The 21075-nt window shown below is 65.9% G+C and carries 21 protein-coding genes and 1 pseudogene; 1 reads left to right on the top strand and 21 read right to left on the bottom strand.

Annotated elements, in window-relative coordinates:
• Positions 1-45: 45 nt before the first annotated feature.
• The 19 genes and pseudogenes from EXR94_04360 to EXR94_04270 form a co-directional block, all read right to left on the bottom strand.
• Positions 46-1281: a membrane dipeptidase gene (locus EXR94_04360; protein MSR01960.1), complete on the bottom strand. Its 1236-nt coding sequence runs from the start codon at positions 1279-1281 to the stop codon at positions 46-48.
• Positions 1282-1308: 27 nt separating this feature from the next.
• A complete protein-coding gene (gene rseP / locus EXR94_04355; protein ID MSR01959.1) occupies positions 1309-2676 on the bottom strand; it encodes an RIP metalloprotease RseP in 1368 nt (455 codons plus the stop codon).
• 6 nt (positions 2677-2682) lie between these two features.
• Positions 2683-3774, bottom strand: a complete 1092-nt coding sequence (locus EXR94_04350; GenBank protein ID MSR01958.1) for a 1-deoxy-D-xylulose-5-phosphate reductoisomerase — start codon at positions 3772-3774, stop codon at positions 2683-2685.
• Positions 3774-4655: a phosphatidate cytidylyltransferase gene (locus EXR94_04345; GenBank protein ID MSR01957.1), complete on the bottom strand. Its 882-nt coding sequence runs from the start codon at positions 4653-4655 to the stop codon at positions 3774-3776. The genes EXR94_04350 and EXR94_04345 overlap by 1 nt, the downstream gene beginning before the upstream one ends.
• 16 nt (positions 4656-4671) lie before the next feature.
• The gene (uppS, locus tag EXR94_04340) at positions 4672-5349 is read right to left on the bottom strand and encodes a di-trans,poly-cis-decaprenylcistransferase (GenBank protein ID MSR01956.1); all 678 of its coding nucleotides are present in this window, start codon (positions 5347-5349) and stop codon (positions 4672-4674) included.
• Between the two features lie 71 nt (positions 5350-5420).
• Complete coding sequence (locus tag EXR94_04335) at positions 5421-5975, bottom strand: ribosome recycling factor (GenBank protein ID MSR01955.1); 555 nt, start codon at positions 5973-5975, stop codon at positions 5421-5423.
• Positions 5972-6682 (bottom strand): UMP kinase, encoded by a 711-nt coding sequence (locus EXR94_04330; GenBank protein ID MSR01954.1) that lies wholly within the window; start codon positions 6680-6682, stop codon positions 5972-5974. Before EXR94_04330 ends, EXR94_04335 begins: the two co-directional genes overlap by 4 nt.
• On the bottom strand, positions 6682-7599 hold the full coding sequence (gene tsf, locus EXR94_04325) for a translation elongation factor Ts (GenBank protein ID MSR01953.1): 918 nt from the start codon (positions 7597-7599) through the stop codon (positions 6682-6684). The genes EXR94_04330 and tsf overlap by 1 nt, the downstream gene beginning before the upstream one ends.
• A gap of 101 nt (positions 7600-7700) precedes the next feature.
• Positions 7701-8621, bottom strand: coding sequence for a 30S ribosomal protein S2 (gene rpsB, locus EXR94_04320; protein ID MSR01952.1), 921 nt, complete (start codon positions 8619-8621; stop codon positions 7701-7703).
• A 173-nt stretch (positions 8622-8794) separates the two neighbouring features.
• Positions 8795-9196, bottom strand: coding sequence for a 30S ribosomal protein S9 (locus EXR94_04315; protein MSR01951.1), 402 nt, complete (start codon positions 9194-9196; stop codon positions 8795-8797).
• Positions 9193-9636, bottom strand: coding sequence for a 50S ribosomal protein L13 (locus EXR94_04310; protein ID MSR01950.1), 444 nt, complete (start codon positions 9634-9636; stop codon positions 9193-9195). Before EXR94_04310 ends, EXR94_04315 begins: the two co-directional genes overlap by 4 nt.
• A 110-nt stretch (positions 9637-9746) precedes the next feature.
• A complete protein-coding gene (locus EXR94_04305) occupies positions 9747-10259 on the bottom strand; it encodes an acetyl-CoA carboxylase biotin carboxyl carrier protein subunit (protein ID MSR01949.1) in 513 nt (170 codons plus the stop codon).
• Positions 10256-11494 carry a class I SAM-dependent RNA methyltransferase gene (locus EXR94_04300; GenBank protein ID MSR01948.1) on the bottom strand — a complete coding sequence of 413 codons (1239 nt, stop codon included), beginning with the start codon at positions 11492-11494 and terminating at the stop codon, positions 10256-10258. The genes EXR94_04305 and EXR94_04300 overlap by 4 nt, the downstream gene beginning before the upstream one ends.
• 3 nt (positions 11495-11497) lie before the next feature.
• Positions 11498-12997 carry an acetyl-CoA carboxylase biotin carboxylase subunit gene (locus EXR94_04295; protein MSR01947.1) on the bottom strand — a complete coding sequence of 500 codons (1500 nt, stop codon included), beginning with the start codon at positions 12995-12997 and terminating at the stop codon, positions 11498-11500.
• An 11-nt stretch (positions 12998-13008) separates the two neighbouring features.
• On the bottom strand, positions 13009-14562 hold the full coding sequence (locus EXR94_04290; protein MSR01946.1) for an acyl-CoA carboxylase subunit beta: 1554 nt from the start codon (positions 14560-14562) through the stop codon (positions 13009-13011).
• Positions 14563-14676: 114 nt separating this feature from the next.
• The gene (locus tag EXR94_04285; protein MSR01945.1) at positions 14677-16383 is read right to left on the bottom strand and encodes a 30S ribosomal protein S1; all 1707 of its coding nucleotides are present in this window, start codon (positions 16381-16383) and stop codon (positions 14677-14679) included.
• A gap of 119 nt (positions 16384-16502) precedes the next feature.
• The gene (gene cmk, locus EXR94_04280; GenBank protein MSR01944.1) at positions 16503-17168 is read right to left on the bottom strand and encodes a (d)CMP kinase; all 666 of its coding nucleotides are present in this window, start codon (positions 17166-17168) and stop codon (positions 16503-16505) included.
• Complete coding sequence (aroA, locus tag EXR94_04275) at positions 17165-18475, bottom strand: 3-phosphoshikimate 1-carboxyvinyltransferase (protein MSR01943.1); 1311 nt, start codon at positions 18473-18475, stop codon at positions 17165-17167. Before aroA ends, cmk begins: the two co-directional genes overlap by 4 nt.
• 366 nt (positions 18476-18841) lie before the next feature.
• Positions 18842-19215 (bottom strand): annotated as a pseudogene (locus EXR94_04270) (IS3 family transposase).
• A 237-nt stretch (positions 19216-19452) separates the two neighbouring features.
• Here EXR94_04270 and EXR94_04265 point away from each other — a divergent pair.
• Positions 19453-19713, top strand: a complete 261-nt coding sequence (locus EXR94_04265; protein ID MSR01942.1) for a hypothetical protein — start codon at positions 19453-19455, stop codon at positions 19711-19713.
• 39 nt (positions 19714-19752) lie between these two features.
• Here the strand turns inward: EXR94_04265 and EXR94_04260 are convergent, their stop codons facing one another.
• Together EXR94_04260 and EXR94_04255 are read right to left on the bottom strand one after the other, a co-directional pair.
• Positions 19753-20067: a DUF3047 domain-containing protein gene (locus EXR94_04260; protein MSR01941.1), complete on the bottom strand. Its 315-nt coding sequence runs from the start codon at positions 20065-20067 to the stop codon at positions 19753-19755.
• A gap of 817 nt (positions 20068-20884) precedes the next feature.
• Positions 20885-21075 (bottom strand): two pore domain potassium channel family protein (locus tag EXR94_04255; protein ID MSR01940.1); only part of this gene is annotated, 191 nt, incomplete at its 5' end.

Here is a 21075-nt window from a genome sequence, read left to right as displayed (position 1 = left end):
AACTTGGTTCGAAACGTCGCAGCCGTCAACACAGCCGGGTGGGGGCTAGCGCATCCGTTCGAACGTGGCGGTCGAGGGCGGTCGCTGGGCCTGGATGCGGGCCGCATTCACTTCAACCTGCCGGAGGACCCGAAGGATGTTCCCGCCGGCCAATTTGACCAGGTCCCGATCGGTCCAGCCCCGGGTGATCAACTCCGCGAACAGGTCCGGAAACTTGGAGACATCCTCGAGGCCTTGCGGCATGTCGGGGCTGCCGTAGAAGTCGCTTCCGATGCCAACTTGATCGACCCCCGCGGTTTTCCGGACGTGGTCGATGTGATCGGCCACATTCTTGAGGGTGGCTACCGGCCTCGGGTGGGTCTTGGCGTACTCGGTCTTGATCCGCTCGACGTCGGACAGCGAGGGATTGCCCTTGGTCACCTCGCGGACCTGGAGATCCCAATCCGCCACCGCTTGGGATACAAACGCCGGGATGAAGGTGACCATGACGACCCCGCCGTTCTTGGCCAAACGCCGAAGCACGTCGTCCGGCACGTTCCGGGGATGGTCGGTCAACGCCTTGGCCGAAGAATGCGAATACATCACCGGCGATTCGGCGATGTCGAGGACGTCGTGCATCACCTTCGGCGTGACGTGGGAAATATCGACGATCATGCCAAGCCGGTTCATCTCCCGAACCACTTCCTTACCGAACGGCGTCAGCCCGTTGTGACGGGGCGCGTCCATCGCGGCGTCGGCCCAGTCGAGGGTGACGTTATGGGTCAGCGTCATGTAGCGCACGCCGAGCCGATAGTAGGCCCGGAGCGCGCCGAGCGAGTTCTCGATCGCATGGCCGCCCTCCATCCCGAGGAGCGAGCCGATCTTGCCCCGAGCAAACGCCGCCCTCACGTCGCCGGCGCTCGTGGCGAGCGTCAACGCCTCCGGGTACCGCTCGATGATTCGACGGGCGATGTCGATCTGCTCGAGCTGGACCTTGGCATACCCGGAGTCTTTGATCTCGCCGGGGATGTACACGGACCAGAATTGGGCCCCGACTTGTCCGAGGCGGAGCCGCTCGAGATCGGTGTCGCCGGTGGTTCGGCGCCGAAGGTCATAGGCGGCGACATCGCCGGGGGCATTGGCGTCCTCCCGGATCACGAGCGGGAGGTCATTGTGGCCGTCGACGAGCGGCGAGGCCCTGAGGATGCGCCGTGCGCGCGCCAGCGCGGCGTCGGTTTGCGCCGCACCGGGCACGACGCCCCCGACCAAGAGCCCGACCAGCACCACCGTCCATCGCGCCATCATGGGAATTCCTCCGGAGAACTTTAGTTAGAAGCCAAGCAAACGGCGGATGTCATTCGAGAAGGCCAGTACCATGAGCATCGCGATCGCCACGAATCCGGCCATGGTCAGCCATTCCCGAACCCGACCGGTGACCGGCCGCCGCATTACCGCTTCGGCGAGCAGGAAAAGGAACTGGCCCCCATCGAGAATCGGAATCGGCAGCAAGTTGATCACGGCCAGGTTGACGGAAATCAGCGCCATGAAGAACAGGAAGTCCTCCCCGCCCCGCCTTACGCTTTCGCCGGCGGCAATCCCGATCGCAATCGGTCCGCCGACTTCCCGAGTCGAAATTCGGCCCGCGAACAGGCCCTGGACCGTGCCGACGATCCGGGTCGCTACGAACCAGGTTTGCTTGCCCCCCTGAAGAAGGGCGGCCCCGAGCGCCACCGGCTCCCGGGCTTCCGGCTGCGCCGGCCCGGCAATGCCCAGCCGGCCAACGGCGCGGGTGGCTCCCGTCACCGAGTCCTTGACCTGCTCCAATCCCGGAGTGGCGCGGATCGTCACCCGGCCGGTGGAGCGGCCCACCAAGATCTCGGTCTCCCGGTCGGCCCGCGACTCGATTTGGCCCACCATGTCCAACCACTGGGTGACCGGGGCGCCGTCGAACGCGAGGATGGTATCGCCAACCACCAGACCCGCCTCGGCACCCGGCCGGCCGGCGACGACGTCACTGATGACCGGAGGGAGGAAGGGCCGGATCGCTCGCGCGGTGGCTCGGCGATCATCCATCGACCCGGCCGCGATGGCAACCGTCCGGCCGCTCGCGAGGCCGACCCGGACCGAGTCGCCGACCGGTTCCACGACCCGGCGGAGGTAGGCTTCCCACGACCGGACCGGCGTCCCGTCGACGGTCACGATCGTATCGCCTAACGTGAGGCTCGCAAGGGCCCTCGAACCCGGCGGGAGTCCGGCCGTATCGACCGAGCCGATGGCCGTGACCGGGGTGACCTGGACTCCATTGACGTAGAGGACCCCGGCCAGGATCAGCCAGGCAAAGGCGGCATTCATGACGACCCCCGCCAAGATCACCACCATCCGGACCCACACCGGTTTCGACTCGAACATCCGGTCCGGAGGGACCTCGACACCGGCCTCCTTCCCGCCCTCGAGCGAGCCGCCGGCCCCCTCCTCCAACGCGCTCGCCATCTTCACGTAGCCGCCGAGCGGGAGCCACGACACCGAGTACTCGGTTTCGCCGCGGCGGAACGACAACCACTTGATCGGGGCGCCGAGTCCGAGCGACAATCGGTGGACATATATCCCGGCCCACTTCGCCGCGAGAAAGTGACCCGCCTCGTGCACAAAGACCAAGACCCCGATGACCACGAGGGTCGAAATGACCGTTAACCCCATCCCGATTTATCCGATTTCCTTGGCAGCCTCGACCCGAGCCCAGCGATCGGCTGCCTGCGCGTCCGTCAACTGATTGACCCGACCCACCGAATGCCGGGCCAGTACGGCCTCGATCACTTCGGCGATCCGCCCGAAGGCTAACCGGCCCTCGAGGAACCGCGCCACTGCCACCTCGTTGGTCGCGTTGAAGACCGCCGGCGCCGTTCCCCCCGCCCGCCCCGCGGCGATCCCCGCCGCAAAGGCCCGGAAGACGTCAACCCGAAGGGGCTCGAATGTCAACGACCCCGCTGCCACTGGATCGAATCGGCGGACGCCCGCATCCGCCACCCGCTCGGGATAGGTGAGGGCGTACAGGATCGGGAGCTCCATCGAGGGAAACCCCATCTGCGCGAGGACACTCCCGTCGGCAAACTCCACGAAGGCATGCACGATGCTCTGGGGATGGACCACCGCCTCGATCGCGTCATACGGCAGTTGGAACAGGAAGTGGCCTTCGATCACCTCCATGGCCTTGTTCACGAGCGTGGCACTGTCGACGGTGATCTTGCTGCCCATCCGCCAGGTTGGGTGATTGAGTGCCTCAGCGACCGATGCCGCTGCCACCCGGTCGGCAGGCCAGTTCCGAAACGGGCCGCCTGAGGCGGTCAGGATGAGCCGGCAAGCCTGGCTTCTGGCGCCGGCCAAGCACTGCCACACCGCGCTGTGCTCGGAGTCGATCGGGACCAGTTCGCCGCCCCCTTCGATCCGGGCCCGTTCGACCAACTCGCCGGCCACGACCAGGGATTCCTTGTTGGCGAGGGCGACCCGTTTCCCCGCCCTGAGCGCCGCCAGGGTCGCCTCGAGTCCGGCAAACCCGACCACGGCGTTGACGACGATGTCGGCATCGGGCCGGGTGGCGGCCTCGATCAGCGCGGCCGGCGTTCCGTTGGCAAGACCGGCATAAGTGGGACGCCACTCGGCCACTTGGGCGTCGAGCGCCGCCTGGTCCCTACCGGCCGTGAGCGCCACCAGCCGAAACCGGTCAGGATGACGGCGGAGGACTTCCAGGGTGGCGCGCCCGATCGAGCCGGTCGAGCCGAGGACCGCGACGCCCCGCACTACAGGACGCCGAACAGGCGATACAGCATCGCGGCCACGGGGACCACGAAATACAAGGCGTCGAACCGGTCGAGGACCCCACCATGCCCGGGAATCAAATGGCTCGAGTCCTTGACGCCGGCCTCTCGCTTGAAGAGCGACTCGGCCAAATCGCCGACTTGCGCCGCCACCGACAGCACTGCCCCGAAGACGACCGCCTGGAAATCGGAGATCGCGAAGCCCGACGGCCCCATCGCCAGCCGATTAAAGATGACCGCCGCCAGCACGCCCCCAACCAGACCGGCTGCCGACCCGCTTCGGGTTTTTCCGGGGCTGACCGTCGGAGCGAGCTTTGGACCGCCGATGGACCGGCCGGCATACATCGCGGCGCTGTCGCAGATCCAGGTGACCACCAGTGGGAAGAACACCGCCCAGGTGGCCGGCCAGCTCCGGCCCGGTCCGGTGGCATACCGAATGCCCAGCAGGAAACTTGGCAAGACGGCACAATACAACGGCGCCAGCAATGTGACGCTGGCGGCGCCTAACGGTCGGTCGGAGGGCCCGCGACGGATCAGCGTGGCGGTCATGACCCAGATGACCGTGCCAGCCAAGGCAAACGAGGTCGACGGCAGGGCCGCGGCCCAGTCCCCTCCTCCCCATGCCAGCAAGGCTCCGCCGTAGCTGACCCAGACCCCGAGCGGAATCAGGGCACTGAAGATCAACGCGTGGCGCCACAACGGCTCGATTTGTTGGCGCCTGGCGATGGACACGAGTTCGTGAGCTCCGAGCGCGGCGATCATCGCCACCAGGACCGCAAGCGGTAACCCGCCCCAGTAGACGATCCCGATCGCAATCGGGATGGCCACCACGGCGAACAGGACCCGCTGGAGGTGATTCGACATGGGTCCGCCCGTCAGGTTATGAGGTGGCGACGCGCCCGAAACGGCGGTCGCGCCGCTGGTAGTCGAGCAGGGCCAGGAAGAAGTCCTCCCGCCCAAAGTCCGGCCAGAGGGTCGGCGTCACGTACAGCTCGGCGTAGGCCAGTTGCCAGAGCAGAAAATTCGAAATCCGGAACTCGCCCGAGGTCCGGATCAGCAGATCCGGATCGCCCCATGGGGCCGTGTACAGGCGCTCGGCTATGGTCGCCTCGGTCACGTCGTCGGGCCGTAACCGGCCGGCCGCGACTGCGTCGGCAATGAGCCTGGCCGCGTGCGCCAACTCGGCCCGGGACCCGTAGGAAATACAAATATTGAGGGCGAGGGTTTCGCCGGCCGCCGTGACGCCCTCAACGAAGTCGACCGCCCGACGGGCCGTCTCCGACAGGCGGGACAGATCGCCCAGCATCCGGACCCGGACGCCCTGGCCGCGAAGCTCGGTCGACTGGGTCGACACATATTCCTCCAGCAGGGCCATCAGGGCATCAATTTCTTCGGGGGGCCGCTGCCAGTTTTCTTGGCTGAACGCGAACAACGTGAGGGTTTCGACCCCGGCCTCGATGGCGGATTCGACGATCCGGCGCACCGAGGCCATGCCGGCCTGGTGCCCGGTGGTTCTCGGAAGTTCCCGTCGTTTGGCCCAGCGGCCGTTTCCGTCCATAATGACGGCCACATGCCCGGGTATGGCGCCCTGGACCTTGAGGCGTGCGAGCAGCTCGTCCGCAGAGGCGGTCAAACCTCCATGATCTCCGCTTCTTTGGTATGAATCAGCTGATCGATCAGTTTGGTATGCTCGTCCGTAATTTTTTGGACGTCTTTTTCAGCTCGGGACTTCTCGTCCTCGGAGACGCGCTCGATCTTCTTGACCTTCTGAAGCGCCTCGGTCCGGGCGTGGCGAATCGCCACCCGAGCCTCTTCGGCCAACTTATGAATGACCTTGACCAGGTCCTTCCGCCGTTCTTCCGACAGCGCGGGAATCGGAATCCGGATCAGGTTGCCCTGGGTCGATGGGTTGAGCCCGAGCTGCGACTCCCGGATCGCCTTTTCGATCGCGATGATCAGCGACTTGTCGAACGGCTGGACGGTCAGCATCCGGGGCTCCGGCGCCGACACCAGTCCGACCTGGTTCATCGGGACATGCCCGCCGTAAGCCTCGACTCGAACCCCATCGAGCAAATGGGTGCTGGCCCTGCCGCTCCGAATGCCGGTGAACTCCTTCTTGGCGTTCTCGACGGCCTTTTGCATGCCTTCCTTGGCATGCTTCACGAAATCCGGGATGGTACTCATCGCACGATTGTCCCAACCCGCTCGCCCGAGAGGACCCGAGCGATGGCACCGGGTTTGTTGATGTTGAACACCACGATCGGCAACTTGTTGTCCTTACAGAGACCGAATGCGTTCGCATCCATGACCGCGTAGCCGTTCACGATCGCCTCTTGAAACGACAGCTCTGGGATGAAGGTCGCGTTGGGATCTTTTTTCGGGTCGCCGGTGTAGATCCCGTCAACGCCGGTGGCTTTGAGAATAACCTCGGCTTCGATTTCGAGGGCGCGGAGCACGGCCGCCGTGTCGGTCGAGAAGAACGGATTCCCGGTTCCGCCGGCGAAGATGACCAACCGGCCCTTTTCGAGATGCCGAACGGCCCGCCGGCGAATATACGGCTCGGCCAGCGATTCCATCCGGATTGCCGTCATGACCCGAGTCTGGACGCCCATTTTCTCCAAGATATCCTGAAGCGCCAAGGCGTTGATCACGGTGGCCAACATGCCCATATAGTCGGCGTTGACCCGATCGAGCCCCTCTTTGCTGGCGTGGGTGCCCCGAACGATGTTGCCGCCGCCGACCACGAGCCCGACGTGAATACCCTGAGCGTGGACGCCCTTGATCTGGCCGGCCAAGCCCTCGACGACGCCATAGTCGAGGCCCTGGCCGCGATCGCCTGCCAGAGCTTCTCCCGAGATCTTGAGGAGAGCCCGGCGGTAGGCCAACGCCATCAGCCTTCTCCCACCTTGAACCGGGCAAACCGCTTGACGACGATCGTCCCGCCGAGCTGCTTGGCGACGGCCTGAATCATTTCGCCGACCGTCTGGCTCTCGTCCTTCACGAACGGCTGTCCCGTCAGGGTCCGCTCGGCGACGAACTTCCGGAGCTTGCCATCGACGATCTTGCCTCGAATGGCCTCCGGCTTGCCCTCAGCCGCCACCTGCTCCTCGAAGATCCGGCGCTCGCGTCCCAGCACCTCCGCCGGGATATCGGCGTCCGAGATGCCCATCGGATCGGCGGAGGCGATGTGCAGCGCCACATCCTTGGCCAGGGTGGTCAGCGCCTCGCCGGCGGAGCCTTCGACGTCGAGCAACACGCCCACCTGGCCATTGTGGTGGAGATAGGACACCACGACGCCGTGCGCCTCCGAGAACCGGGCAAACCGAGCCAACGTCATCGCCTCGCCGGTCTTCCCGGAAACCGTCTTGACGGCGACCGAGACCGTACTATCCCGGAACGGCTGGGCGTCGATCGAACCGGCGACGCCAATGCCGTCCGGGGCATGCTCCGCCACGTGGGTGCCGAGGTCCTTGGCAAGCCCCAGGAAGTCATCGGTCTTGGCCACGAAATCGGTCTCGCAGTTGAGCTCAACCATCCCGCCGGAGGCTCCATTGGCCGCCAACTCGATGACCACGAGTCCCTGGGTAGCCGTCCGGCCGGCCCGCTTCTCCGCTTTGGCGATGCCTCTCTTGCGGAGCGACTCGCCGGCCTTCTCCATATTGCCCTCTGACTCTTCGAGCGCCGCCTTGCAATCGCCGATCCCGGCGCCGGTGCGGGCCCGGAGTTCACTGATGTCTTTGGAATTCGCCTTATAGCTCATGACCGCCAAGCATTCGTTGAGATGTTTGTCTTCGACCGGATCCGGCATCGTGCCGGGTCACGTCCTGATTACGATGCCGCCGCGAACAACCCAAGGGTCATTGCGCGGCGGGGTGCCTCTTCCGAACCCGACAAACCGAGCGATGTCCCTTACCCTTCGACCGGCGGGTCAGCCTCGGTCTTGAGGCGGGCCGCGATGGCTTCCGGCTTCGGCCGGCGCTTGCGGGCCGCGGCGGCCGCCCCACCCGGGGCGCCACCGGGAGCCGCGGCAGCCGGAGCGGCCGTCCCGGCCGATCGGCGGCGGCGCCGGTCGTCGGCATCGCCCTCGGTTCCTTCGCCGGTGCTGTAGGTCTGGGCGTCACCGTCCTCGCCTCCCTCTCGGGCCGGGGCAGCCACCCGGGCTTCGCGGAGAATGTCCGCGAGGGCCTGGGTGATCAATCCGACCGACCGAATGGCGTCGTCGTTGCCGGGAATCGGGATGGTGATGACGTCGGGGTCGGCATTGGTGTCGACAATTGCCACGACCGGGATCCCAAGCTTGTTGGCTTCGAGGATGGCGATCCGCTCCTTCTTGGCGTCGACGACGAAGAGGGCACCTGGAAGGCGGCTCATGTTCTTCACGCCTTCGAGATACCGCGACAACTTGACCCGCTCCCGTTCGAACAGGAGCTTTTCCTTCTTGGTATAGTTGTCGAAGTCACCGTCCGACGCGCCCTGCTCGAGCTCGCGGAGGCGACGAATCTGCTTCTTGATGGTCTGGAAGTTGGTCAAGGTGCCGCCCAACCACCGTTCGGTCACGTAGAGCGCACCGCAGGCCACGGCGTCGGTCTGGACCAGCGCCTTGAGCTGCTTCTTGGTGCACACGAACAGCACGCTGTCGCCCTTCATGACGACCCCGCGCAAAAGCTCCTGGGCCTTGGCGATCTGGGCCTGGGTCTTCTGAAGGTCAATGAGGTAGATGCCCGATCGTTCGGCGAAGATGAACCGGCGCATCTTGGGGTTCCAGCGCCGGGTCTGGTGACCGAAATGAACGCCCGCTTCGAGCAGTTCCTGCAGTTGCGGCAATGCCATGCGAAGTACCGAATTCCTTCCAAATGGTTGGGTTGATCCGCCACCGCCATCGTTTCGGCCGCGAACCCCTGAGGGGCACCCCGCAACCGATCCGGCGATGTGTGGGGTTCTCGGCACTCGGGGCTCGGCACTCGGCGGAATGAGCCGAGTGCCGAGCCCCGAGTGCCGAGCTGTTATCGCTTACTGAACTGGAACCGCTTCCGGGCGCCGGGGCGGCCGGGCTTCTTGCGTTCAACGGCCCGGGCGTCCCGGGTCAGCAGCCCGCCGGCCCGGAGTTTCGTGCGATGGACGCCGTCGACGGCGAGCAGGGCGCGGGCAATCCCGAGCCGCATGGCGCCGGCCTGGCCAGTGACGCCGCCGCCGTCACAGTGGGCCATGACGTCGAACGCGCCGAGGGTGTCGGTGGCCGAGAACGGCTGCTGGATGTGCTGGACCAGCGACGGACGCGGGAAGTAATCGCCTAACGTCCGGCCGTTGACCTCCCACTTCCCGGTGCCGGGCTTCAAATACACGCGGGCGACACTGGTCTTGCGGCGACCGACGCCGTGCCAGCGAAGTTCGGGAGTCGGAGTCATGCAGTCACCTTGATCAGAAAGGCCTTCGGAGCCTGCGCGGCGTGCGGATGGGTTTCGCCGGCGTAGACTTTGAGCTTGGTGCGAAGCCGCTGCTTGGAGAGCGAATTCTTGGGCAGCATGCCGAACACGGCCTTTTCAATGACCCGGTCCGGATGCTTGGCCATCATGACCTTGAGCGGAGTAAACCGCTCGTGGCCCATGTAGCCGGTGTGGCGAAAGATCTGCCGGTTCTCGAGCTTGTTGCCCGTGAACTTCACCTTGTCGGCGTTGACGACGACGACGAAGTCGCCCCCGTCGATATGCGGCGTAAAGGTGGGCTTATGCTTCCCGCGAATGAGCTGAGCGACCATGCTCGCCAACCGACCAAGCGGAACTCCGCTCGCGTCGACGACGTGCCAATCGTGGCTGGCATCCTGGGTCCTGGCCGAAAAGGTCTTCATGGCCCTGAGACTTCCCGAAATAGCGTGAAATCCGCCGTGTGGCGGAGCTGCGGATAATAGCGCCTGATACGGACTTAGGTCAAGAGTTCCCGATCCGAAGACCGGATCGGTCAGGCGGTCTGGAGGGGCCGGAAGGTGACCAGGACGGCCCCCTTCTCGACCGCTTGCCCGGGCTTGACGAGAATCTGGTCGACGACACCAGGGCCGGCCGCTTTGAGCTCGTTCTCCATCTTCATCGCCTCGAGCACCAGGACCGGCTGTCCGGCGGTAACCTCTTGCCCAACCTCAACTTGAACCTTGACAACGAGGCCTGGCATCGGGGCGTTTTGGGCGGCGGGCCCGAGGTTGGCGCGGCCCTCTCCCACCAGGGACCGGATGTACCGAGTCCGCTCGTCGACGACCTCGACATCGAACCGATCACCGCGCCGTTGAATGGCCCAGGTGCCGCGGCCGGTGGCTTCCATCGGGATGATCCACGATTGGCCGTCGAGCAGGAGATTCATGACCGGGGTGCCGAACACGGGGCGAAGCTCGGCATGGTGGGGCGTACCGTTCACGAGGACCTGCTCCCCGTCGATGTCGACGTCAACCTGGTGCCCGGCGATGGTCACCACGTATTTCATACTCGCTCCAGCACGGCCACGGATTCGACGTGGGCGGTTTGGGGAAAGAGGTCGTAACACTCGGCACTCAGCACTCGGAACTCGGCACTCGAGGCGAGACGGGCGATGTCGCGGGCGAGGGTGGCGGGGTCGCAGGAGATGTAGACGATTCGGGCGGGGGCGCGGGTTTTGAGGGCTTCGATCACGCGGGGGTCCATGCCGGTCCGGGGGGGGTTGGTGATGACTTGGTCGGGGTGGCCGAGCGAGGCCACGGCGGCTTCGACGCTCCCGACGACCCGGTCGACGGTCAGGCCGGCTTCGCGGTGCCGGCGTTCGGCTTCTTCGACGGCCCGGCGGTCCCACTCGACGCTTTGGACCCGGGCGCCGCGTTCCGCCAGCAGCGCCGAGGTTTCGCCGATACCGGCATAGAGATCCCAGATTCGTTGGCCGGTCACGTTGCCTAACGCCGCGATGGCGGCGGCCCGGACCTGGTCGCCCATGGCCGGGTTGATCTGTTCAAACGCGGCGGCCGGGTAGGCCGTGTCGGATCCGCCGACCGCCCGGACGGCGCCCTCAAACGGGCGCCACCACACGGTGAGCGATGCGGCCCGGCGGACGGCCGCCTGGAGCGTCTTGCCGCCGGTCCAGATCGGGCCCTCACCGGTTTCGATGATCACGTGCTCGCCGCCGGTTCGGTCCAACCGGAGAACGACCCGGGCCAGGGAGGCGGGCCACAAGCCCCGCGATTGGCGAAACCGAACCCAGAGGTCGTTGACTCCCGGGGCGGCCACCGGGCAGCGATCGAGCGGGAAAACGCTGTCGGGGCGGTCGACCCGGTGGAACCCCAGCCGGCCGCTGGTTCCGCGCGTCAGGGTGATCTTGGTCCGATAGCCCCAATCCGCGGCGGCGGGGGTGAGGACCGGATCCTCGACCGTTTGTTTGCCGATCCGGCGGAGCGCGTCCCCGGCAATCCGCCGCCGGGCCTCCCGCTGGCTCGCGGCGTTCAAATGCTGGAGTTGGCAGCCGCCGCAGTCATCATCCCGATAGTGGCTGCAGAGCGGCTCGATCCGGTCCGGCCCCGGCTCGACCAACTCCCGGATTCTTGCCCGGGCGAATCGGGTGGCCTGCCTGGTAATGGAGATCAGGGCCAGATCGCCCGCGGCCGCCCGCGGCACGAAGACGGCCCGGCCGTCGGCCAGATGCCCGACCCCGTCGCCGCCCGCGGCGATCCGTTCGATTCGGACGACCTCTTCCACGACCTACCGCAGCCCCTCGCGACGACCGGCGGCCGACCACAGGCTCCGGCCCTGGCCATCGACCGACACCGCGGGCTTCTGCTGTTGCCGTCGGTCATGCTCCGCGAGCGCGGCCGCCACCGCCAGACGGCCGATGGTGTCGTCGGTTGGTGCCGAGAGCGCCAAATCCGGGCGCCGTTCGAGGAACTGAATGTCGATCCGGCCGGCCCGAAACTCCGGGTCGGCCAACAGCCGGAGGTGGAACGACTGGTTGGTGGCGACCCCGACGACGACCAACTCCCGGAGGGCGCGTTCCATCCGGACGATGGCGTCCTCGCGATCGGCGCCGTGGACGATCAGCTTGGCCAGCATCGAGTCGTAATAGAGCGTGACCTCGTCACCGGTCTCGACCCCGCTGTCCCACCGGATTCCGGGACCGGCCGGGGCCCGGAGGTAAGAAATCCTCCCGGTCGACGGCAGGAATCCATTGGAGGGATCCTCGCTGGTAATCCGGCATTCCATGGACCAGCCCCGCGGCATCAGGGGGCCGGCCGCCACGGTCATCGGGAGACCCCGGGCAATCCGGAGTTGCTGGCGCACCAGATCAACGCCATACACCAATTCGGTGACGGGGTGTTCGACTTGAATTCGGGTGTTCATCTCGAGGAAATAGAACGACCCGTCCGCGGCCAGCAGAAACTCGCAAGTGCCGGCACTTCGGTAGCCGACCGCTTTGGCCGCCGCCACCGCCGCGGTTCCCATCCGCTCCCGCAGGGCGGGATCGACCGCCACGCTCGGGGCCTCCTCCAACAGTTTCTGGTGCCGGCGTTGGACCGAGCACTCGCGTTCGCCCAGATGGATAGTCCGCTCGTGGTCGGCCAGGACCTGGATTTCAACGTGGCGGGGGCGTTCGATGAACTTTTCGAGGTACACCGCCGCATCGCCGAATGCCTTCAGGGCCTCGGAGGCGGCCGAGGTGAGCGCCCCGGCCAGTTCGGACTCGGCGCGGACCACCCGCATCCCCTTGCCGCCGCCGCCCGCAGCCGCTTTGACCAAGACAGGATAGCCTAACACCTTGGCGAGCTCCGCGGCGACGACCGAGTCTTCGAGAGCCGCCATGGCGCCGGGCACGACCGGGACCCCGGCGGCCTCCATCCGGCGGCGGGCTTCGGTCTTGTCGCCCATGGCCCGGATGGCGCTGGCCGGCGGACCAATGAACACCAGGCCGGCATCCGCCACCGCCTGGGCAAAGGCCGCCCGCTCCGACAAGAAGCCAAACCCCGGGTGAATCGCTTGGGCCCCGGAGGCCTTGGCCGCCTCAATGATCCGATCGATCAGCAGGTAGCTCTGCGCCGCTGGCGCCGGTCCGATCGGGACGGCGGCGTCGGCGGCTCGGACGTACGGCGTGGACCGGTCGGCATCGGAGTACACGGCCACGGCCTCGAGACCTTCTTCGTGACAGGCGCGAATGATCCGGAGCGCGATCTCGCCCCGGTTGGCAACCAACACCCTGGTGATCTGCATCGGTTGGCCGGTCACAGGGGAATGTTGCCATGCTTTTTCGGGGGATTGCGGTCGCGTTTGGTCGCGAGGACCCGCAGCGCATCGATCAAGCGGGGCCTGGTATCGCGGGGGTCGATCACGTCGTCGACGAACCCCCGGGCCGCGGCTTTGTACGGATTCGCGAAGGTCGCGGTGTATTCGGCGATCTTTTTCTGGGTTTCGGCGGCCGGATCGGCGGCCTTGGCGATCTCGTCCTTGAACAGAATTTCAACCGCCCCCTTCGGGCCCATCACGGCGATTTCCGCGGTGGGCCACGCCAAGTTGAGGTCGGCCCGGATGTGTTTCGAGTTCATCACGTCGTAGGCGCCCCCATAGGCCTTCCGGGTAATGACCGTCAACTTCGGCACCGTGGCCTCGCAATAGGCGTAGAGGAGCTTAGCCCCGTGCCGGATGATCCCGCCGTGTTCCTGCGCCACGCCCGGCAGAAACCCGGGTACATCGACCAACGTGATAATCGGGATATTGAAGGCATCACAGAACCGGACGAAGCGAGCCGCTTTGGTGGAGCTGTTGATATCGAGGACACCGGCCAGCACTGCCGGTTGGTTCGCGATGATCCCAACCGACCGACCACCCAGCCGGGCAAAGCCCACCAGAATATTGCCGGCAAATCCCCCAGCGATCTCAAAGAACTGCCCGTGGTCGACGATAGCCCGGATGACCTCATGCATGTCGTAGGGACTGGCCGGCGATTCCGGAATGACGTCGAGCAACGATTGCTCTCGCCGGTCGTCGGGATCGTCGGTGGGCCGGTTGGGCGGGTCGTCGAGGTTGTTGGATGGCAGGAAACCGACCAGTTCGCGAATCGAGGCCAAGCACTCCGGTTCCGACAACGCCACCCGGTGGGCAATGCCCGACACTTCACCGTGGATGTCGGCGCCACCCAAGTCTTCGAACGTCACTTCCTCGTGGGTAACCGTCTTCACCACGTTCGGGCCGGTGACGAACATGTAACTCACGCCCCGCACCATGAAGATGAAGTCGGTGATGGCGGGGCTGTAGACCGCCCCACCGGCACAGGGCCCGAGAATGGCGGAAATTTGCGGCACCACGCCCGACGCCAGGGTGTTCCGCAGGAAGATGTCGGCGTACCCGCCCAACGACGCGACGCCCTCCTGAATCCGGGCTCCCCCGGAATCGTTGAGGCCGATGACCGGCGCGCCGTTTCGAACCGCGAGATCCATGACTTTGCAGATCTTCTCGGCGTGGGTCTCGGACAGCGAGCCGCCGAACACCGTGAAGTCTTGGGAAAACACATAGACGAGCCGGCCGTCGATCCGGCCGTGCCCGGTGACCACCCCGTCGCCGGGGACCACCTGATCGGCCAAGCCGAAGTCGGTGGCCCGGTGGGTAACGAAGCGGTCGAGCTCGACGAAACTCCCCTCGTCGAGCAAAAGATCGAGCCGCTCCCGCGCGGTGAGCTTGCCCTTCTTGTGCTGCTGGGCAATCCGGGCAGCTCCGCCGCCCATTTCCGCGGCCGACTGGCGGCGGTGCAGATCCTCGAGCAACTGCCGAGACTTAGTCATAGCAAGAAAGTAAAGCGCCCCAACGCATCGTGGAAAGGAAAGGCCCCCGAACGCCCAACGGGCGGCGCCCACCTGCACGCCGCCCGCCGAGTGCCAAGTGCCGAGTGCCGGGCCCTACATCTCAGAATCGGTGATGGGCGGCAACGGCGCCTGCTTCGGCGGCGCGCCGGTTTCGTCGTCGGTGTACTCCTTGACGGCCACGACGATCCGATGATGGATCGGGTCGACTTCGAGAACCTCGACGTCGGCGACCTGATTTTCCTTGACCACATCGGCCGGGTTCTGGACGTCGGGGAACAGGAGCTGCGACATCGGGGCGAAGCCCTCGAGGTCGTTCCCCAAATCGACGACCACGCCCTTGTCCATCATCCGGACGATCCGGCCCCGAATCATGGTGCCGACCGGCAGGTTCTCACTGATCTTGAGCCACGGATCTTCCTCGGCCTGCTTGAGTCCAAGAGAAATCCGCTTGTTCTCGGCATCGATATTGAGCACCACGACGTCGACGGCATCGCCCTTCTTGACCACTTCCGACGGGTGCTGGACCCGTTTGGTCCAGGACATATCGGAGATGTGGATCAGGCCGTCGATCCCGACTTCGATTTCGACAAAGGCCCCGAAGCTGGTCAAGTTGCGAACCTTGCCGGCGAGCCGGGTGCCGACCGGATACCGCTGCGGCAGAATCATCCACGGATCCTGTTCGGTCTGCTTCATCCCGAGCGAGATCTTCTCCTCGGTCTCGTCGACCTTGAGCACCACGGCCTCGATCGTCTCGCCGATCGACACGATCTTTGACGGGTGGCGGACGTTCCGGGTCCAGCTCATTTCCGAGATGTGGACCAAGCCCTCGATGCCCGCCTCGAGTTCGATGAACGCACCATAATTGGTGATCGACACGACCTTGCCCTGGACCCGGGTGCCGACCGGATATTTCTCGGCAATGTCCTTCCACGGATACGGCTGGAGCTGCTTCATACCGAGCGAAATCCGCTCGCGCTGCCAATCAATGTCGAGAATCTTGACGTCGATTTCGGCGCCGATGTGGACCAACTCGGTTGGATGCGACACCCGCCCGTAGGACATATCGGTGATGTGGAGAAGGCCGTCGACTCCGCCGAGATCGATGAACGCGCCGAAGTCGGTGATGTTCTTGACGATGCCTTTCCGGACCTGCTGGGGCTGGAGCTCCTTCATCAGGTGCTCGCGCTTGCTGGCCCGCTCGTTCTCGAGGATGACCCGGCGCGACACGACGATGTTCCGCCGCCGCTTGTTGAGCTTGATGATCTTGAACTCGAAGTCCTGGCCGAGGAGTTCGTCAATGTTCGGCACCCGGCGAAGGGCGATCTGCGATCCCGGCAAGAAGGCGTCGACACCCATCACGTTGACCACCACGCCGCCCTTGATCTTCTTCATCAAGGTTCCCTGCACCGGCTGGTCGCTCTCGTGGGCCACTCGGATCTTTTCCCAGACCCGCATGAAGTCGGCCTTCTTCTTCGACAACACGACGGCGCCTTCTTGGTCCTCGAGATGCTCGAGGAAGACCTCGACTTCTTCGCCGACTTGCGGCGGTTCTTTGAATTCATCGAGGGGTACCGACCCCTCGGACTTGAAGCCGACGTCGAGGATGACCGCGTTGTCGGTGATCCGGAGAACCTTCGACTTGACGATCTCGCCCTCGACGATCTGCGCCATCGTGCCCTCGTACATCGAGAGCATGGTTTCGTAGTCGGAGTCGGAATAGGTCTCGTCGTACAGGTCGGTCCGGACCCGAAGCCCGGTGGCGGTGGCAAACTGCGACGCGCCTTTGGTGCGCTTGGACATAGGAGGAGACTCGCGGGGCCCGCCAGACAAACGCCTGGGCCCGGATAAGGGTGGTGGTTGCCCCGAACGCCACTCGGAGCGCGTCGGGAATAGCCGGGTATTATAGAGCGGAAGTCGATCTAGGACAAGACCTTAGCGGCAAGGCCGACGATCAGGTCGACCTGGGCACGAAAGGTCAGGTGGGTGGTGTCGACTTCGACGGCATCGTCGGCCTGGCGGAGCGGAGCGATCGGGCGACTCGAATCGGTGGCGTCCCGGGCAGCCAAAGAGGCCGTTTCGCGAGCTACGCTCTGGGCGTCGAACAGTTCACCCCGTTGGGCCAGCCGGCGTCGGGCCCGGGATTCGGGAGAAGCGGTCAGGAACACCTTGAGCCGGGCGTCCGGGAAGACCGCAGTGCCGATGTCCCGGCCATCGAGGACCAAGACTCGGTCACCGCCCCCGGCGGCCCGAAGCCTGGCGTTGACCCAGTCGCGGCAGGGGCCAATGGCCGCGATCTCGGACACTCCGGCCGTTACCTCAGGCGAGCGAATCAGCGGCTCCGCAGGCGCCCCGTCGAGGTAGGGGGCGATTTCGGCGCCGTCGAGGCGGAGCACCAACTGGCGCCGGGCGGCCGCTTCGAGCACGCCGTCCGGATCAGTCGTTCCCTCATCGAGCGCCACCCGAGTCAGCCCCCGATAGAGGGCGCCGGAGTCGAGGTGGAGCGCGCCTAGGGCCTTGGCCACCGCGGCCGCCGTCGAGGACTTTCCGGAGGCGGCCGGCCCGTCGATCGCGATGACGCGGCTCATCGGCGTCCTCTGGCCCGGTCCAACGTGGTGAAAAAGCCGGGGAAGCTCACCGCGACGCAGTCGCGGTCGTCGAGGACGACCCGGGCACCCGGCACCGTGCCGAGCACCGCGAAGGCCATCGCGATCCGGTGGTCGCCGTCGGTGGTGACCCGCCCGCGGGGTGGGTGGTCGCTGCCGTGAACGGTCAGGGTGTTCCCTACCCCGGTGGCACGGTACCCGAGGGTCGTGAGATTGCCGGCAATCTGCGCCAAACGGTCACTCTCCTTGACCCGGAGTTCGCCGACTTGGTCGAATCGGGTCGCCCCTTCCGCCCGGGCGGCCAGGGCCGCCAGCAACGGCACTTCATCGATCAACCGGGGAATCTCCTCGGCCCCGACCACCGTTCCGCGGAGCTCGCCGGGCTCGGCGTGAATGGTGCCGAACGGCTCGCCGAGGGTTTGGCCTTCGACCGACACGGTGACCCGGGCGCCCATCCGACGGAGCACCTCGAGGTACCCCAGCCGGGTCGGGTTGAGGCCGACGCGACCCACCGTCACCGCCCGCTTGCCAATCAGGCCGGCGCCGATCAGGAAGGCCGCCGAGCTCGGATCGCCGGGGACCGTCATTTCGAAGGGAGGCACCGGACCACCGCCGCGCAGCACGATCCAGCCTCCTTCGGTTCCGATCGGAAAGCCGAGGCCCTCGAGCATTCGTTCGGTATGGTCCCGGGAGAGCCCGGCCGGTTCTCGGACCGCCACCCGGACGTTGCCGGCGACGCCGGCGAAGAGCAAGGCGCTCTTCAGCTGGGCGCTCGACACCGGCAACTCCCAGTCGAGGGGGCCGAGGGTACCGCCGCGAACCTCGAGGGGCAGCCGGTCAGCGTTAGGCGGCGTGAACCGGGCCCCCATCAGCGACAGCGGCTCGGTGACCCGTCGCATCGGGCGACGGCGGAGCGAGCGGTCGCCGGTCAGCGCGGTCGAAAACCGGTGAGCCGAGAGCAGTCCAAGTAAGAGCCGCGCGGTAGTCCCGGAGTTGCCACAGTGGAGCGGGCCGGCGGCAGTTCGGAGACGACCGCGACCGACGACCGTGAGCGGGCGGCCGGCCACCATCGAGCCGACGCCGGCCCCCAGTTGGCGAAGGACCCGCGCGGTCGAGCGGGCATCCTGCGAGGCCAGCGCCCCCTCGATCACGCTCGGGCCCCGGGCCATGGCGGCCAGCAGGAGGGCGCGGTGGGTAATGCTTTTGTCTCCCGGGACGATAATCAAGGTCGAGCGGGTCATCAGGCTCCGGGGTCGGCTTCGGCTGCCGCTAGCTAGACCGTTCTGCATCAAGTACTTAAGAATAACCAACTATGCGAGCCAAGACCTCGTGAGCCACCCGGGGACCGGATCCATCACCGCTGAAATGCCGGCCCCGCCTCCCTCGGCCGGCCAGGGTCCCCAGGATCTCTGGCTGATCGAGCCGCTGGTGTCGGCCGGCGTGCTCACCCCGGCCCAGGCTACCGAACTAAGGTCGGTTGAGCGCGAGTGCATTGGGCTCGGCGTTGTGCCCCGGGGCTACGCCGTCAACCGCCAGATCCTCGAAACGATTTCGATCCGGTTCAAGGTCCCGGTGGCCGACCTGAGCGGCCTCGATGCCCTGGTGGCGACGCTCCTTCCGGAGTCGCTGGCCCGAAAATATCGGTCGCCGTCCGCACAGATCGGCTCGACTCCGTACGTCGTGCGGTGGGCGTCGATGAACGCCACCTTCACGTCCCGCGGCGGTCGAGCTCCGCCTGGGCAAAATAGGCCGACGCCTTGCGGAGGATCTCATTCGTCCGGCGCAGTTCGCGGTTTTCGCGCTCCAACGCCGTCACGCGAGTGCGCTCGTCGGTCGTCAGGCCCGAGCGCTGGCCGGCATCACGCTCAGCCTGCCGAACCCACCGACGCAATGTTTCCGCGGTACATCCCAACTTCCCCGCGATCGAGCTGATCGCCGCCCACTGCGACCCATGGGCACCGGCTTGTTCTCGCACCAACCGCACCGCCCGCTCCTGCACCTCCGGCGGATACCGTGAGGATCGTGGCATGACTCCCACCTCTCATGGAATGGAGTCTCCGGCAATCCCGGGGCGATTCAAACACTCAGCGCGGCAGCCTTTGAGGCCGTCGCACCCGTCCCCGTTTGACAAGCCCCGGTTCACGCCGTACATTTTACACACTACAGCGCGACAAGCGCTCACGCAAACCCCAACGTCGGAGAAGAGATGACCCCAGGAAAGATTGCTGTTTGGGTCGGTGTACTGGCGAGTGTAGCCGGAGCCTTCGTGACGATCCCGCAGTTGGCCGCCATTCTGTTGGTAGTCGGACTCGTCGTCGGGTGGGATGCGGCGCGGGAGGATTCCGTGCGGATTTACGCCGGAGCGATCGCCCTCAACATGTTTGCGAAGAATCTTGAGGCGATTCCGGCGGCGGGAACCTCGCTCGCCGCAGTCTACAACAACATGGGCGCGGTCACGGCGGGTGCCGCGATCATGGTGATCAGCAAGCTCATCGTGGCTCGTCTCATGCCGCCAGCCAAGGCCTGAGCGACTGAGCGACTGAGAGCAGCGGACGCGCGGCGGTTCCTAGAGGACCCGCGTCCGCCTGCCCTTGCCGCGGGCGCCGAGAATGATCTCGCCGAGGCGGGCATCGCCGGCACCCTGGTGGAAAATCGTGTTGGCGATCAGCCAGACATGGGCGATCCTGACAGGCGGCCTGCCACCGACGTATTGCGCACAATGAACCCGGATGTTGCAGTCTTCGCGGAGCCACCGGCCGAGATCATGTCTGCCGGAGCGAACCACGACATGGGTTTCGCGCGTGTCCCAGCCCGGCAACGGGCAGCGGAACCCCGTGCCTGGCTCGAGTGAATCGCCCCGGGTTTCCCGGAGAGCTCGTATGTGAGTGCCCCCGCCAGGGCGTTCGCCTCGCGGGTGCGGTGAAACTGCGCTTCAAACTCCGCGGGCGGAAGATACCCCAGCGGCTCCAGCAGGCGGGCCGTGTTGAACCAACTGACCCACTCGAGGGTCGCAAACGCGACGTCCTCCAGCCCACGCCACCGACCGGGCCCGTGACCAACTACCGTGAGCAGCGCGAATCCTGCGATGACACTTCCGGCGCCGGCTTTCCCGGGGGTTCTCCTGAGCCCTGACGTCCAGTCCGCTGGTGCCAGGCGACGAGGGTCGCTGCCTCCCGCTCCCCATGGGGTGAAGGGCATGGTCTCGCTCCGGCTGCTGGTCAGGTGTCACTCATCGATCGTCCCCGAGACCGCCTAACGGAGCGCCCCGTACACCAGCGCCTTGAACGGCTCCCCAATGTTGACGCCGAACCATGAGACCGCACCGACCGTTCGGCCGACCCACCAGTACGGGCACAGTAACCCAAAATCCCATGTGGACAAAACGCGTAACTCGAATGCTCGGGCCGGGACTCGAACCCGGATGGGGTTGCCCCCGAGGGATTTTAAGTCCGATTCACCCGTCGAACACCGACAAACACCGACTGCCTGGGTGTCGAGCTTACGCTAACACCAGTAAGGGGTTACGCGCTCATGATGGCTGGTAGTGGGAGGTTTTCCACAAGCCCCGGCGGTGCCCAAATCAAGCACGGACGGGCACAGTACGGGCACAGTAACCGCCTAACGTTTTTTCAGGTCGTGGCGCCATCCTGGCGTCAGTCACGCGGCGACCACCTCTGATCACCCACAAACTCCGACTGTCACGTCGACGCCCGGTTCTCTGGGGTACCGTCTCCGGGTGGCTGGGGTGGGGTCACCAACCAGCTCGCGACGAGGCCGGCCAGCGTGCTGAACAACCCAACGCCACTGAACATGAGCAGCCCGCCGACCAATCGGCCTTCGCTAGTCACCGGGAAGCGATCACCGTACCCGACGGTGGTGACCGTCGCCA

Source organism: Gemmatimonadota bacterium, from assembly GCA_009692115.1.
Lineage (GTDB): Bacteria > Gemmatimonadota > Gemmatimonadetes > Gemmatimonadales > GWC2-71-9 > SHZU01.
This window is presented reverse-complemented; position numbering and strand designations above follow the sequence as displayed.